This window comes from Microbispora sp. CSR-4 (assembly GCF_008033685.1).
Taxonomy (GTDB): Bacteria; Actinomycetota; Actinomycetes; order Streptosporangiales; family Streptosporangiaceae; genus Microbispora.
On record NZ_VJVX01000008.1, the window covers coordinates 83,687 to 98,401 of the forward strand.

A 14,715-nucleotide genomic window follows, 5' to 3' on the forward strand; every position below is an offset into this window, starting at 1 on the left:
CTGATACGGCCTGTCCAGCCGCGGACTCCATGCCAGTCTGTCACGTTCCGTGGGGTGCGGGGCCCCTTGCTTGACCCGAAGTCAGCAGGAAGTGTGGTAAGCACAATGGTGGTGGCGACTACCCCTCGAGCCGTCCTCGCGGCGTCCTTCACGCCGGGCGAGACGGCCGTACCCGAAGTAAAGCGGTTCACGCGCGAGGTGATGACCGCGTGGGCCGCGATGTCCGTGTATCCCCAAGCCGAGCGCCTGGTGGGCGAACTGGTCGCGGACGCCGTCGGCGCGCCCTTCGAGGTCGTGTGGCTCCACCACGGCGAGTCCGTCCAGATAGAGGTGCGGGAGAAGGCGGACGGCCACGACTTCGGGCCGCCGGCCGACGCGATCACGTGGGGCGTCACCTTCACCTCGTCGTTGCGCACCCGCTGGGCCCGCCTGGAGCTGCCGGGCGGGGAGCCGGTGCAGAGCGACGAGTGGCTGCTGGAGGCCGCGCACGGCCCCGGCTGGCTGGGCTTCCTCGCCGACGCGAGCGACCTGCTCGCGGGCACGCTCAACCCGGACATGGTCCCGGCGATCATCGCCCAGATCGTGGTGCCCCGCCTGGCGAGCTGGTGCGCCGTCTACACCGACCAGGACGGGATGGGGGAGCTGCGGCCCGCCTACCTCTGGCACGCGGACGAGACCCAGATCGACCCCATGCGCGACGAGCTGGAGGAGATCGCGCTGCCGGGCGACGACGACCCCGCCGTGCTGCCGATGAGCGACTGGCAGGCGCTCGCCTACCCGCTGACCGCCCGGGGGCGGCGGCTCGGCGTGATGTGCCTCGGCCGGCGCGACCGCTTCCCCGACGAGGCCATGCAGATCGCCGAGGACCTCAGCAGGCGCGCGGCGCTCGCGCTCGACAACGCCCGCCTGTACGCGCAGCAGGCGGCGGCCAACCGGGCGCTGCAGCGCAGTCTCCTGCCGCCCGACGAGCCCACGACCCCCGGGCTCGACTTCCACGTCATCTACGAGCCGGCCGGGGAGAACAACGAGGTCGGCGGGGACTTCTACGACCTGTTCCCGATCGCCGACGGGGTCTGGCGCTTCGCGATCGGCGACGTCTGCGGCACCGGACCCGAGGCCGCCGCGGTCACCGGCCTGGCCCGGCACACGCTGCGGCTGCTGGCCCGCGAGGGGTACGGCGTGGCCGCCGTCGTGGGCCGGCTCAACCAGGCCATCCTGGAGGAGGGGGAGCGCGCCCGCTTCCTGACGCTGCTGCACGGGCAGATCACGGTCGTGCCGGAGGGCCTCGACATCCGCCTCGTCTCGGCCGGGCATCCGGAGGCCCTGCGGCTGCGGCCGAACGGCGTCGTGGAGGTCGTCGCCTCGCCGCAGTCGTTGCTCGGGGTGTTCCCCGAGGCGAAGTTCCAGGAGGACAACCTGCGGCTCACCCCCGGCGACGTGCTGCTGGGCGTGACCGACGGGGTGACCGAGCGGCGCGCGGGCGATCGGCTGCTCGACGACGACGGCGGCCTCGCCAAGCTGCTGGCGGAGTGCGTCGATCTGTCCGCCCGCGCGGTGGCCGAGCGCATCCGCCGCGCCGTACAGGACTTCGCGCCCGAGCCGAGCGCCGACGACCTGGCCATCCTCGTCCTGCGCGCGCCCTAGCCGGAGGGTTTTCTTCCGGCGCGCGGCTGCCGCCCCGCCGAAGACGGAGGTTCCTTCCGGCGCGGTGACCGGCCGGCAGAGGTTCGCGGGACAGCCGCTAGGAACGGCCCAGGGTGCGGACGGCGAAGTCGATCGACGCGGCCATCTGGTGCACCCGCTCCTCCACCATCGACGTGCCCGGCCCGGCGCCGCACCGGTGGACGCACGCCTCCCTGCCGTGGTCCGCCAGGGCCCGCACGTAGCGTTCGACCTGCCGCGCCGGGCCGCGCGGGTCGTTCGCGCCCGTGAGGATCAGCAGCGGCGCCTGCACCATGTCGGCGTAGGTGATCGGGGAGGACGCGGCGTATCGCTCGGGCACCTCGGCCGGGGAGCCGCCCAGCAGCGCCCGGTGGGCCGCGCGCAGGCATTCGGCCTCGTCCTCGTACGCCGCCGCGTGGTCGGCGATCGGCATGGCGGCGATCCCCGCCGCCCCCGACTTCGGCTGGGTGCCGAGCGCCAGCAGGGTCAGGTAACCGCCCCACGCCCGGCCGGCGAGCACGAGACGGTCGGGGTCGGCGATGCCGCGCTCCACCGCCCACTCGCGTACCGCCGCCCCGTCGGCCAGCTCGATGTGGCCGATGTCGCCGCGCAGGGCGTCGCGCCAGGCCGAGCCGTACCCGGCCGAACCCCGGTGGTTCACCCTGATCACCGCGAAGCCGCTGTCGACCCATGCCGCGACCTGCGGCCGGAACGAGTCGTCGTCCTGGCCGCCCGGGCCGCCGCCGAACCCCGGCAGCGTGCTGCGCAGGAGGAACACCGTGGGGTAGGGCGCGGCCACCCGCTCCGGCCGGGAGACGAGGGCGTGGATGCGCCCGCCGGGGCCCTCCACGTCGATGTCCTCCAGCGGCACGGACGGCGGCGGCGTGCGCCCGGGGCTGAAGACCACGTGGCCGTTGCTCGACTTGACGACCGGCGGGTGGGCGGCGCTCGACCAGGCGTACTCGACGGTGCCGTCGGGGCGCGGCGCGGCCGCCTCGATCACCCCGTGCGGGCTCTCGATCGGGGTGAGGCCGCCTCCGGCGAGGTCGTAGCGGAGCAGTTCGGTGCGTCCCCGCTGGGTGTGGATGATGAGCAGCGCCCGGCCGTCGTCGTACCAGTCCGCGGAGATCTCGCCGCGCACCCGCAGCCAGATCTCCCGCTGCTCGCCGGTGACCGGGTCCCACACGAGCGGTTCGCGGCGGCCCCGGCGCTCGTGCAGGACGAGCAGGCGCCGGTCGCCGGGGACGGGGGCGAACCTGCCGCCGGTCACACCGCGGCCCGGCCCGTCGTTCAGCTCGGCGACCGTCGAGCCGTTCGCCCTGATCACCCGCAGGGCGGGGTGCATGACGTCGCCGTGCTCGCTGTGGTTGACGGCGATGAGCGAGCCGTCGAGCGACATGTCCGCGACCGCGGCGTACTCGTCGTTGCGATACAGCGTGACCGGCTCGCTTCCCGGCCTGGCCAGCAGGATCTCGAAGCCGTCCCGGGAGGAGCGGCCGACGGCCGCGGCGCCGTCGGAGGCGAGCGCGAGGCCGCAGGGGTGGCCGGGCGGCATGGCGAGGGGCACGTCCGGGCCGCCGTGGAACGGCTGGCGCGACCACACACCGAACCCATCGTCATAACCGTCGGTGTCGCCGGGTGTGTCGCCGAACCACCAGATCCACTGGCCGGTGGGGTCGATCGCGCCATGGCGGGTGCCGTGGGGGCGGTCGGTGACCTGGCGGGTCTGGCCGCTCGCCCGGTCCCAGGCGTAGATCTCCCAGGAGCCCGAGGCGTTGCCGCGATAGACGGCCCGCTGCGGCGCCTGGCGCGCCCACGTGGGCAGGGTCACGCGGGGTGCCCGGAACCTGGCCTGCCAGCGTTCCTCGGCCTTCATGCCGGCCCTCCCCTGCGCTTCTACGGGGTCGGGTTCAGTATGTCCCGCCAGACGCGACAATGCCTGACAAACAGGTGATGTCGGGCCACAAGTTCGGCGGCGTGCCCGTCAGGACAGGTCCAGCCCGGCGAGCTGGGCGCGGCTCGCCACGTCGAGCTTCGGAAACGGCGGTCACCCCCGCGATCCGCGCCATCCGTGCCATCGCACCATCCCACCAGGGGCGTGGCGATCCTGCGCGCGTGACCGGTGCCGCGTGGTCAGGACGTGGCGGTCCTGTGGGTGAAGGAGCGGGTGATGATCCAGCGGGTGAGGATTCAGCGGGTGAGGGCTCAGCGGGTGAGGGTTCAGCGGGTGAGGGTTCAGCGGGTGACGGCCCAGCGGGTGATGTGGAAGGACGCGGTCACCGGCACCGGGTCGGGCAGCCCGCCGATCTTCGCGGCCAGCTCCTCCGGGCGGGTGTGCCAGGCGCTCGGGCCCATCCCGACCACCGCCTCGATCTCCTCGTGGCCGAGGGAGAGCGCGATCTCCTGGGTCTCCTCCGCGACGCGGGTGAACCGGCCGCCCAGGGCGTCGTCCAGGCGGCGGTCCTTGTCCTCGTCCACGTTGAGCAGGCCGAGCCGTTCGACGAGCGGGCTCAGGTGGCCGGGGCCGGGCGTGACGACGACCAGCGTGCCGCCCGGCCGCAGCACCCGGGCGAACTCCTCCGCGTTGCGCGGCGCGAAGACGTTGAGCAGCACGTCGACGCGGTCGTCGGCGACGGGGATCGGCCGCCACACGTCCGCCACCACGGCGCCGATGCGGGGATGCGCGCGGGCGGCCCGCTTCAGCGCGTGCTTGGACACGTCGAGCGCGATGCCCACGGCGGCGTCGCCGAGCGCCGCGGCCAGGTAGTAGCCGGTGCCCGCGCCGGCGTCGGCCACCACGGCGGCGCCCTCGCACAGCCGGGCGAGGCGGCCGGCCAGCGGGGCGTAGTGGCCCGCCTCCAGGAAGCGCGCCCGCGCGGCCACCATGGCGGGCGTGTCGGCCGTGCCGGCCGGGCGGGTCAGCATGTTCACGTATCCCTGGCGCGCCACGTCGAAGGAGTGGCCGTGTGCGCATCTGACCGACCCCTCGGCCAGGTGGATCGCCGTACGGCAGGCCGGGCAGACGAGGTGGTCGATGACGTCGGCGAGCACCCGTCCATCATCCACCCCGAGCGGAGTGCGAACCGGCGGCAAGCCGGCTTTCCCAGGGGAGACCGACATTGGCCTCTATGGTGGTGCGATGTCGCACCATGAGCCGAGAATCGTGTCCGGTGCCGAGATCGTGCCGCTCTGCGATGCCGTGGGGCCGATGAAGGATCCGGTCCGCAAACCGCTGCCCGAGATGTTCGCCGGTGCCGCGTTCGCGCCCGACGAGGAGTGGGTGCTGCACTTCCACTGCTACCTGGTGCGGGCGGCGGGCCGTACGGTCCTGGTGGACACCGGGATCGGCGGCGCGGACTCGCCCGCGACCTGGGCGCCGCTGCCCGGCCGCCTGACCGAGGAGCTGGCCGCCGCCGGGACCGCGCCGGAGGACGTGGACGTCGTGGTGCTCACCCACCTGCACAGCGACCACATGGGCGGCGCGGTGGCGGGTGGCGCGCCCGTCTTCCCGAACGCCCGCCACATCGTGCAGCGAGCGGAGGTCGAGTGGGCCTCAGCCCCGGTGCGCGAGCTGATCCTCGATCCCCTGCGGGACCTGCTCGACGTCGCCGACGGCGACGTGGAAGCCGTGCCCGGCGTCCGGGTGCTGCACGCCCCCGGGCACACGCCCGGCCACCAGTGCGTCGAGGCGGGCGACGTCGTCATGAGCGGCGACGTCCTGCACCACCCCGTGCAGCTCGCCGATCCCACGATCCGTTACGTGTACGACGAGGACCCCGGCCTCGCCGTACGGACGCGCACGGACGTCCTCGCCCGCGCCGCCGTCCTCGCCCCCGCCCACTTCCCCGACCCCTTCGTGTACATGAAGTAATCATCCGGTCGCTCTTCGCTCATCTTCTTGTTAAGCTCTTGGTTATGGCTGCACAACGTACGTACGCTCTAATCGTGGGTGCCAAGGAGGAGCGCATCAACCTGCGCGTGGATGCGGAGACCAAGCGGCTGCTGGAGAACGCGAGCGAGGCTGCCGGGGACACCGTCTCCTCATTCGTCCTCGGTGCGGCTACCACGGCCGCCCGCGAGTTGCTGGCGGACCGGACGGTTTTCCGGCTTGATGAGGAGCAGTGGCAGGCCTTTGACGCGGCCCTGTCCCGGGAGTCCCGTGACGTGCCGGGGCTCGCCGAGCTCATGAGGGCTCCGACGATCCTGGACGAAGGCCCGTGAAGCTGTCTCAGGTTGCCCCCGTCACCAAAGACGACGACCTCGACGGCTTCGACTGTGGTTCTCCCGCCCAGAGTGAGTGGCTGACGCGCCATGCGCTACAGGCGCACGCGAGCGGGGGATGTCGCGTCTATGTCGTCCGCGACATCGGTTCTGGCAAGGTGGTGGGTTACTACGCGCTCGCGGCCGGGAGCGTCAGGCTCGGCGAGGCTCCTGCGCGGCTGCCCAAGGGGGCCGGTCGTCACGCACAACCCGTGGTGATCCTGGCCAGGCTGGGAGTGGACAGAGCCGCACAGGGCATTGGGCTCGGACGGGCGCTCGTGGTGGACGCTCTCCGGAGAGTGGTGCGGGTCGCAGATCAGATCGGTGTGCGAGCCATGCTCATCCACTGTGAGAGCGAGACGGCACGGGCCTTCTATCTGCGGCTCGCCGCGTTCGAGCAGAGCCCGAGCGACCCGCTGCACCTCCTGCTGCTGATGAAGGACCTGCGACGGGCAGTTCCCGGCGGTGCGTGGGATGACGTGCCGGGGACGATCCCCGGCTGCACGGTGGCGGTTGACGTGGAGAACGGCCGCGACAGTTGACGCGGGCGGGCTTTGGTGAGGCGGGGGCCGGGACGGCGGGGGTGCGCGGAGCGGCGCGGCGGCGGGCGCGATAGCGGATCACCTGTACGGCCCCGAGCAGCCAGATCGGATACTGCACGGCGAACGCCCAGCGGAAGTCGTTCTGCAGGTCCATGACGATCCCGACGAGCGCGATCAGGGACATCGAGGCGGCGAAAACCACCGCCGTTGACGATGCCGGTCGCCACGCCGATGTGCTCGGCCGGGTTGAAGGTGCGGGCGTAGTCGAAGCCGACCAGCACCCTCCCGGCGACGGTCTCCGGGAGGCCGGTGGCGTTGATTTTCCTCCTTGTTTGTCGGCATTTCGATACGCTTGTCCGGAGAGGGGGCTCCGATGTCCGACGTCGTGAACCGCATGATCGCCGCGATGAACGACCATGACATCGACGCCGTGTTGCGGTGCTTCACGCTGGACGCGGTGGTGGTCGGGCCGGAGTTCGAGGCGGGGAACCCGAATGAGATCGCTTCCTACTTCCTGCAGATCTGGGAGGGATTTCCGGATCTGCGGCTCCTGCTCTGGGGGAGGGTCGGCCACGGTGACGCGCTGGCGACGGAGCTGCTGGCCACGGGGACCCATCGGGGGCCCTACCTGATCGCCGACGGCCAGGTCCTGGAGCCGACGGGACGCTTCACCTCTCTGCGCGTCTCCTGGTTCTGGCACATAGCGAACGACCTCATCGTCAGCCAGCGCTACTACTACGACCAGCTGGGGCTCTACACGCAGCTCGGGCTGCGCATGCCGCTGACCTTCGACCCGACCGCCTGACGGGTCTTCTCCCGCACGGACCCCGGCGAGCGTATGTGCGGGCACATGCCCCTATGGCCGGATCCGAGGGATGCGTGTCCCATACGGCGGCGATGGATCGCCCGGCCGGGCGCATTGATGCCAGGTGATTCCTGCACCCGTTCATCAGGAGGACATGGCATGCGTCCTGTCGATTCCCCCGGCGTCGTCGCCGGATCCCCCGCGCCCGTCGGCGCGTCACCCGCCCGGCAGGCCCTCACCGCGCTCGGCCTGGCCGCGGGACCGGTCGTCGCGCTCGGCTTCACCCGCTTCGCCTACGCGCTGCTGCTCCCCGCCATGCACGAGCGGCTGCACTGGTCGTACGCGCAGGCGGGCGGCATGAACACGGCCAACGCGCTGGGCTACATCATCGGTGCGGGCACGGCCGCCTTCTGGGCGCGGCGGCTCGGCAACCGCGCCGCGTTCCTGTGGGGGCTCGTGGTGAGCGCGCTGTCCCTGTGCGCGACGGCGGCCACGGCGGACTTCCCCGTGCTGCTCGCCCTGCGCTTCGCCGGGGGATTCACCACTGCGGTCGCGTTCGTGGTCGGTTCCGCTCTCGCCTCACGTGTCGCGACCGGCGCCGGCCGCGGCCGTGCGGCGCTGCCGGTCGCGATCTACATGGCGGGCGTCGGCGCGGGCGTGGTGATCTCCGGGCTTGTCGTGCCGGCCGCGCTGTCGGCCGGGCAGGACGCGGGCTGGCGGCTCGGCTGGCTGCTCATGGGCCTCGCCTCGGTCGCCGCCCTGCTGCCCGCCTGGCTCGGCGCCCGCGCGGTCGCGGAGCCCACCGGCCCGCACGCGGCCATGCTCACCGCAGGTCAGGTGCGCCGCCTCGCCCCCACACTGGTCTGGTACGTGCTGTTCGGCGCCGGATACGTCAGTTACATGACGTTCGCGGTCGCACTGCTGCGCACCCAGGGACTGGGCTCCTCGATCGTCTCCGTGTTCTTCGTCGTGCTCGGCGCGGCCTCGGCGGTCGCCACGCTGACGGTGTGGAGCCACCTCGCGGGACGGCTGCGCGGCGGGCGCGCCCCCGCCCTCGTCGCCGCGCTGGTCTTCCTCGGTGTGCTGCCCGTGCTGCTCATGAGCCCCGGATCGGCCGCCGCGCTGCTGTCGGCCGTCGTCTTCGGCGCGAGCTTCATGGCCGGTCCCACGGCCGCCACCGTGATCGCCCGGCGGATGCTCCCCGCGTACGGCTGGACGGCGGGCATCGCGGTGCTGACCGTGGCCTTCTCGCTCGGCCAGGCCGCCGGGCCCCTGGTGTCGGGGTTGCTGTCCGACGGCCAGGGCGGCATCGCCCGGGGCCTGTGGCTGTCGGCGGTCCTGCTTGTCCTCGCCGCCGTCGCCGCCCTGTTCCAGCGCGAGCACACCCCGTCCTGACCGGCTCTCCGGCGGGGTCGGCGATGCGGAAGGGGGTGGCGCAGACTGGACGCATGGGCGTCCGGACGCGGGCGGGTCACTGCGTGGTCGTCGTCGTGTACGACGGCGTCCGGCTGCTGGACGTGACCGGCCCCCTGGAGGTGTTCACCGTCGCCAACGAGCACGGGGCGACGTACCGGCTGCGGACGGCCTCCCCGGGCGGGCGGGACATCAGGACCAGCGGCGGCGTCCGGCTCGGCGCCGACCTGGCGCTGGAGGACCTGGGCGGGGAGTCTCCCGACGTGCTGCTCGTGCCGGGCAGCCCGGACGTCGCGGCCACCGAACGCGACCCGGTGCTGCTCGACCAGATCCGCCTGCTGTCGGAGCGGGCCGGGTGCACGGCGTCGGTGTGCGCCGGGGCGTTCGTCCTCGCGGCGGCCGGGATCCTCGACGGACGCCGGGCGGCCACCCACTGGGACCTGGCCGACCGCCTGGCGCTCAGCTATCCCCGTGTGACGGTCGACCCGGACGCCATCTTCGTCCGGGACGGCCGCGTGATCACCTCGGCGGGGGTGACGTCCGGAATCGACCTGGCGCTGGGTCTGGTCGAGGAGGACTACGGCCCCGGCCTGGCCCGGACGGTCGCCAAGCACATGGTGGTGTTCATGCAGCGGCCGGGCGGCCAGTCGCAGTTCAGCGTGCGGTTGCGTTCCGGCGGCACGGGCGGCGGGACCCTGCGGCAGGTGCTCGACGCGGTGACCGTCGACCCGGCCGCGGATCACGGGCTGACCGCGATGGCCGCCCGGGCGGGGCTGAGCGTCCGCCAGCTCACCCGGCTGTTCAAGGGGGAGACGGGCATGACCCCCGCCCGGTACGTCGAGCTCGTGAGGGTCGAGACGGCGCGGGGCCTGCTGGAGGCAGGGAACGACCCGCTCGACGTGGTCGCGCGGCATGCCGGGTTCGGCACGCCCGAGACCATGCGGCGGGCGTTCGTCCGGGAGATCGGCGTGCCGCCCGCCGCATATCGGTCGCGTTTCCGCACTACCGGCGCGTAGCTAGGCTCGGGGCATGAGATCGGAGCTGCGATGATCCCGGCGGACGCCTTCTACGCGGGGCTGTTCAAGGTGGCCGCCGCTGCGGCCGGTTTCCTCACCGACTCCTCCGGGCGGGTCCTGCTCGTGAAGCCCGGCTATCGCGACCACTGGGGCTGGCCGGGGGGCCACATCGACGAGGGCGAGTCGCCCGAGGCGGCCTGTGGCCGCGAGCTGGCCGAGGAGCTGGGCCTCACCCGGCAGGTGGGCCGCCTCCTCGTGGTCCAGTGGGTGCCGCCGCTGGACGACCGGCCGATCCCCCTGGTCCACTTCCTGTTCGACTGCGGCACGTTCGAAGACGGCACAGGCGTCGTCCTCCAGGAGGAGGAGCTGGACGACTACGGGTTCTTCACGGCGGAGCAGGCCGCCACCCTCATGCCGGCCTACCTGGTGGCGCGGCTGAGGGCCGCGCAGCGGGCCCGCGCGACCGGCGAGACCGTCTATCTCCCTGTCACCGTCGCCGAATAGTTTGCCGTCCCCGTGGAATGGGGTGGACGAACACGCCACGGCGAACGCGCGTGACGCGACGGGACGGTGAGGCATGGACGATCCGGAGCTCAAGAAAGAGCTCGAAGAGCTGGAGGCCCAGATCGAGCGCCTGCGCAGGGAGACCGCGCAGATGCGCGAGGAGATCGGGCAGAGCTGGGACGCGCCCACGGATCCGGCGGAAAGGGCCACCCTGCTGACCAACGTCGAGCAGCAGGAGGCGCTCATCGACGACCTGGAGCTCAGGCGCGAGCAGATCCTGCGGCGGATGAAGGGCTGAGCCCGCCGCCCGGGCGCCCCACCCGGCGAAGGGCGGGGCGTACGCCCCGACGAGCGGGCAGAGCACGGCCTGACCTGCGTTTGTACGCTGGTATGTGCCACGACGTGGTGGTTTGTGCCAGGACGACGGGGGCGGCGTGGGCGTCATGACCGCGATGCGAACGAGAGTTGCCAGGGGGGAACTGGACGGGCTGCCCGCGGAGGTGACCAGCTTCGTGGGGCGGCGCCACGAGCTGGCCGAGCTCAAACGCCTGATAGGGATCTCGCACGTGGTCACGCTGATCGGCGCGGGCGGGGTGGGGAAGACCCGCCTCGCGCTGCGGGTGGCCGAGGAGGTACGCAGGACCTTCCCCGGCGGCGTGCGGTTCATCGAACTGGCCGCGCTCGAAGATCCGGATCTTCTGGTGCAGGCCGTGGCCGAGGCGCTGCCGGTCAACGAGCACTCGACCCGGTCGCCGCTCGACGCGCTGATCGAACGCCTGCGGGGCAGGCAGACCCTGATCGTGCTCGACAACTGCGAGCACCTCCTCGCCCAGTGCGCGGTGCTCGTGGACACGCTGGTCCACGCGCTTCCCGAGCTCCGGATCCTCGCCACGAGCAGGCAGGCGCTGGGCATCGCCGGCGAGCAGATCGTGGAGCTGTCGCCGCTCTCGACGCCCACCCCGGACGGCGACTCGGCGGTGCCGCTCGCCGAGTCGGACGCGGTCAGGCTGTTCGCCGAGCGGGCCGCGGCGGTCGTCCCCGGGTTCGAGGTGACCGAGGAGAACGAGGACGCGGTGGCCGAGATCTGCCGCCGGCTCGACGGCCTGCCCCTGGCGATCGAGATGGCGGCCGTACGGCTGCGCGCCCTGTCGGTGCGGCAGGTGCTGGAGCGGCTGGACGACCGGTTCCGGCTGCTCACCGGGGGTTCGCGGGCCGCGCTGCCCCGGCAGCGTACGCTGCGGGCGCTGTTCGAGTGGAGCTACGACCTGTGCACCGAGCAGGAACGGCTGATGTGGCAGCGGGTCTCGGTCTTCGCCGGCTGCCTCGACCTGGAGGCGGCCGAGCAGGTGTGCGCCGGCGACGGGATCGCCCGCGAGGACGTGCTCGAACTCATCGCGGGCCTGGTCGACAAGTCGGTCCTGCTCCGCAGGGAGTCCGACGGCATGGTCCGCTACTGCCTGCTCGACACCGTGCGGCAGTTCGGCCGGGAACGGCTGGCCGAGTCCGGCGGGGAGGCGACGCTGCACCGGCGCCACCGCGACTACTACCGGAAGATCACCTCGCGGGCCTGGGCGGAGCTGTTCAGCGCCGCCCAGCAATCGTGGGTGGAACGTCTCCAGCGCGACCACGCCAACCTGCGCAAGGCCCTGGACTGGTCGCTGCGCGAGCCGGGAGAGGCCGAGACGGGCCTGGCGATGACCGCCGAACTGCTCTACCACTGGAGCGGCTACCACCTGTCGGAGGGGGCGGGCTGGTTCGACCGGAGCCTGGCCGCCGCGACCGAACCCGGCGAGGTGCGCGCCCACGCGCTGTGGGCGGGCGCCTGGATCTCCCTGCTGAGGGGCGACTACACCACCACGCTCGCCCGGCTGGATGAGGCCGCGTCGATCGCCGAGCGGCTCGGGCTGCGGGTGACGCTCGGCTACATCGCGTTCCTGTACGGCATGGCGGCCGTGTCCGGGGGCGACCTGGAAAGCGGCATGCGGCGATATGAGGAGGCGGAGGCCATCCACCGCGCCGCCGGCAACCCCATCGGCCTCGCGCTGGCACTCAACCGGCTCGCCCTGGCCAACGCGTTCCTCGGCCGTCCGGCCGCCCGTGATCTCGCCGAGGAATGCGTGGCCCTCTGCGACCTGCACGGCGAGGTCTGGCACCGGGCGTACGCGCTGCTGGCGCTGGCGATCGACGCCTGGCACCGCGGCGACGTGCGCGCGGCCTGCGCGATCGACAACGAGAGCCTGCGCTATAACACGGCGTTGGGCGACCAGCTCGGCATGGGCATGAACCTGGAGGCCCACGCCTGGTTCGCCGCGGGTGAGCAGAAGTACGAGCGGGCGGCCCGGATGCTCGGCGTCGTACAGACCTGCTGGCAGGCCGTCGGCGCGCGACTGGCGGAGTTCCGCCACATGAGCCGATATCACGACGAGTGCGAGGCGGTGACCCGGGAGGCGCTGGGCGAGCGCGCCTTCCAGGCCGAGTTCTCCCGGGGCGCGGCCCTGACGAGGGAAGAGGCCCTGGAATACGCGTTGCTCGAACGAGCGCCCGCCGCCGCGCGGGGGCCCGCGCCGTTCGAGGGCCGGATCGCGCCGCTGACGCGCAGAGAGACGGAGATCGCGCACCTTGTCGCCGAGGGACTGAGCAACAAGGACATCGCGGGGAGACTGGTGATCTCTCAGCGCACCGCGGAAGGCCACATCGAGCACATCCTCGACAAGCTGGGGTTCAAGTCGCGCGCCCAGGTCGCCGCCTGGGTGAAGGAAAGACTGAGCGAGGGCGCGGACGGCCAGGTCGCGGACGGTGCCGCAGGCCCGAAGACCGGGCCGGTCAGTGGAGGGCGTAAGCCGGCAGCTCGAACCAAGTGATCTTGCCCTGGCGGGTGCGCTCCGCGCCCCAGCAGCAGGCCAGCGTGTCCATCAGCCGCAGTCCGCGCCCGTGCTCCTCGCCCGAGGAGGGCTGGGCCATCTGGGGCATCGTGCCGTCGGTGTCCTCCACCTCGCAGCGCAGCAGCCCCTCGACGGCCGACAGCCGTACGACAAGGTCACCGCAGCAGGTGTGGCAGACCACGTTGGTGACCAGCTCGGTCACGAGGAGCTGGGTCACGTCGGACAGGTCCTCCATGCCCCAGGTGGTGAGGCGCTCGTGGACCAGCCGCCGGGCCAGCCCGGCGGAGGTGACGTCGGCGGGCAGTCGCCAGGACGCCGTCTCCACGTCGGGCTCCTCCACAAGCCGGATCGCGAGGTCGCCCACCCGCTTCCGCAGCGCGTCCCAGCGGTGCCGGATCGCGGAGTGCCGGTGCTGCCGGGCGGTCTGCGTCTCGCCGCTCTGCGCTGACGGTGACACGGATGACAACGAATCGTCCTGAACAGGAGTGAGCAGACTCATGCGGCACACCCCAAAGAAGCGCGAGCCGGGATGCTGCGACCATCCGGCATGAGCTCACCGCTGTCGTCGAAGAGCACCACGCCGTTGCAGAGCAGGCCCCATCCCTGCTCCGGGTGGAAAGCGATCAGACAGGCCGCGTTGCGGTCAGGTGCGTCCGCTGACGGGCACTGCGGGTGGTGCTGGCACATGATCGGTCCCCCTGACTCTCATGCACTCTTTAGGACGTTTTCAGACTGCCCTCTTGTGCCTTGGTGCGAGGAGGGGGAAAACACCCGTATCGATACCTGTTCGCGACATACGTACGTAGTGGGTGCTAGTCGGGTAGAGGACAGGTAAAGAGCCACGGGTCCCTCACTCGTCCAGGGAGATCGGGTCCTTTGCCCGGTCAACGGACGCCTCGGACGCCCCACGGCCCGGGTTCTCCGTGGCCCGCGCCTGGTTCTCGGCCTCCGGCTCCTGCTCGGCGGCGTCACCTGCCTGGTGGAGCGGAGCCCCGCCTCCGGACGGTCACTAAAGTGACGGGCATGAATGAGCGGAGCGGATCAAATGGGCACGACATGCCGCTCCGCATCGGAGGCGAGGAGAGCGCATGAGTGAGCGGAGCGAGAGGCATGGCGCCTGGCTCATGCCACTTCGAGCCGGAGGCGAGGAGACAGCATGAGTCCGAGGATCGCGACCGCAGAGAAGGTTTCCCGTGAGGAGCTGCTCGACTTCATCCGGGGTCACCACCGGGCGATCCTGATCACGACGAAGCGTGACGGCGGTCCCCAGGCGTCTCCGGTGACGTGCGGAGTCGACGCCGAGGGCCGCATCGTCGTGTCCACCTACCCCGAGCGCGCCAAGACCCGCAACGCCCGCCGTGACCCGCGCACGAGCGTCGTGGTGCTGTCGGAGGACTTCGACGGGCCGTGGGTGCAGGTGGACGGCACCGCCGAGGTGCTCGACCTGCCGGAGGCCCTGGAGCCGCTGGTCGAGTATTACCGCTCGATCTCCGGCGAGCACCCCGACTGGGAGGAGTATCGCGCGGCGATGGTCCGCCAGGGCAAGTCGCTGGTGCGGATCACCCCGACGTCCTGGGGCCCGGTGGCCACCGGCGGGTTCCCGCCGCGCCTGGCGTGACCCATCGCACCGG

Annotated in this window: 15 protein-coding genes; 11 read left to right on the top strand and 4 right to left on the bottom strand. The window is 72.1% G+C overall.

From position 1 onward, the window contains the following. Nucleotides 1-105: 105 nt before the first annotated feature. Nucleotides 106-1,644, top strand: a complete 1,539-nt coding sequence (locus FLV34_RS09545) for a PP2C family protein-serine/threonine phosphatase (protein ID WP_142649040.1) — start codon at nucleotides 106-108, stop codon at nucleotides 1,642-1,644. A 97-nt stretch (nucleotides 1,645-1,741) separates the two neighbouring features. Here FLV34_RS09545 and FLV34_RS09550 read toward each other — a convergent pair whose 3' ends face one another. Then, nucleotides 1,742-3,538, bottom strand: a complete 1,797-nt coding sequence (locus FLV34_RS09550) for a prolyl oligopeptidase family serine peptidase (RefSeq protein ID WP_147942906.1) — start codon at nucleotides 3,536-3,538, stop codon at nucleotides 1,742-1,744. Nucleotides 3,539-3,897: 359 nt separating this feature from the next. Next, nucleotides 3,898-4,728 carry a putative RNA methyltransferase gene (locus FLV34_RS09555; RefSeq protein WP_261985715.1) on the bottom strand — a complete coding sequence of 277 codons (831 nt, stop codon included), beginning with the start codon at nucleotides 4,726-4,728 and terminating at the stop codon, nucleotides 3,898-3,900. A gap of 73 nt (nucleotides 4,729-4,801) precedes the next feature. On the opposite strand from FLV34_RS09555, the gene FLV34_RS09560 reads away from it, so the two are divergent. From FLV34_RS09560 to FLV34_RS09605, 9 genes are all read left to right on the top strand, one after another. Continuing rightward, a complete protein-coding gene (locus FLV34_RS09560; protein WP_261985716.1) occupies nucleotides 4,802-5,533 on the top strand; it encodes an MBL fold metallo-hydrolase in 732 nt (243 codons plus the stop codon). A 74-nt stretch (nucleotides 5,534-5,607) separates the two neighbouring features. Then, nucleotides 5,608-5,883, top strand: a complete 276-nt coding sequence (locus tag FLV34_RS09565) for a DUF1778 domain-containing protein (RefSeq protein WP_260617352.1) — start codon at nucleotides 5,608-5,610, stop codon at nucleotides 5,881-5,883. Next, on the top strand, nucleotides 5,880-6,464 hold the full coding sequence (locus tag FLV34_RS09570) for a GNAT family N-acetyltransferase (RefSeq protein WP_147942907.1): 585 nt from the start codon (nucleotides 5,880-5,882) through the stop codon (nucleotides 6,462-6,464). Before FLV34_RS09565 ends, FLV34_RS09570 begins: the two co-directional genes overlap by 4 nt. Nucleotides 6,465-6,837: 373 nt before the next feature. Beyond that, nucleotides 6,838-7,269 carry an ester cyclase gene (locus FLV34_RS09580; protein ID WP_147942908.1) on the top strand — a complete coding sequence of 144 codons (432 nt, stop codon included), beginning with the start codon at nucleotides 6,838-6,840 and terminating at the stop codon, nucleotides 7,267-7,269. 159 nt (nucleotides 7,270-7,428) lie between these two features. Then, entirely contained in the window at nucleotides 7,429-8,664 is a 1,236-nt protein-coding gene (locus FLV34_RS09585) for a YbfB/YjiJ family MFS transporter (RefSeq protein WP_187280588.1), read from the top strand. 53 nt (nucleotides 8,665-8,717) lie between these two features. After that, a complete protein-coding gene (locus FLV34_RS09590; RefSeq protein ID WP_147942910.1) occupies nucleotides 8,718-9,698 on the top strand; it encodes a GlxA family transcriptional regulator in 981 nt (326 codons plus the stop codon). Nucleotides 9,699-9,728: 30 nt separating this feature from the next. Next, nucleotides 9,729-10,202 carry an NUDIX hydrolase gene (locus FLV34_RS09595; RefSeq protein ID WP_142649047.1) on the top strand — a complete coding sequence of 158 codons (474 nt, stop codon included), beginning with the start codon at nucleotides 9,729-9,731 and terminating at the stop codon, nucleotides 10,200-10,202. 73 nt (nucleotides 10,203-10,275) lie between these two features. Beyond that, nucleotides 10,276-10,500, top strand: coding sequence for a hypothetical protein (locus tag FLV34_RS09600; RefSeq protein WP_147942911.1), 225 nt, complete (start codon nucleotides 10,276-10,278; stop codon nucleotides 10,498-10,500). 154 nt (nucleotides 10,501-10,654) lie between these two features. Next, a complete protein-coding gene (locus tag FLV34_RS09605) occupies nucleotides 10,655-13,063 on the top strand; it encodes a LuxR C-terminal-related transcriptional regulator (RefSeq protein ID WP_147942912.1) in 2,409 nt (802 codons plus the stop codon). On the opposite strand, the gene FLV34_RS09610 is transcribed toward FLV34_RS09605, so the two are convergent. Further along, nucleotides 13,026-13,541: an ATP-binding protein gene (locus FLV34_RS09610; protein WP_142649050.1), complete on the bottom strand. Its 516-nt coding sequence runs from the start codon at nucleotides 13,539-13,541 to the stop codon at nucleotides 13,026-13,028. The genes FLV34_RS09605 and FLV34_RS09610 overlap by 38 nt on opposite strands. Nucleotides 13,542-13,579: 38 nt before the next feature. Beyond that, a complete protein-coding gene (locus FLV34_RS41350; RefSeq protein WP_147942913.1) occupies nucleotides 13,580-13,771 on the bottom strand; it encodes a DUF5999 family protein in 192 nt (63 codons plus the stop codon). A gap of 469 nt (nucleotides 13,772-14,240) precedes the next feature. On the opposite strand from FLV34_RS41350, the gene FLV34_RS09620 reads away from it, so the two are divergent. Next, nucleotides 14,241-14,702, top strand: a complete 462-nt coding sequence (locus FLV34_RS09620; RefSeq protein ID WP_147942914.1) for a PPOX class F420-dependent oxidoreductase — start codon at nucleotides 14,241-14,243, stop codon at nucleotides 14,700-14,702. Nucleotides 14,703-14,715 lie beyond the last annotated feature (13 nt).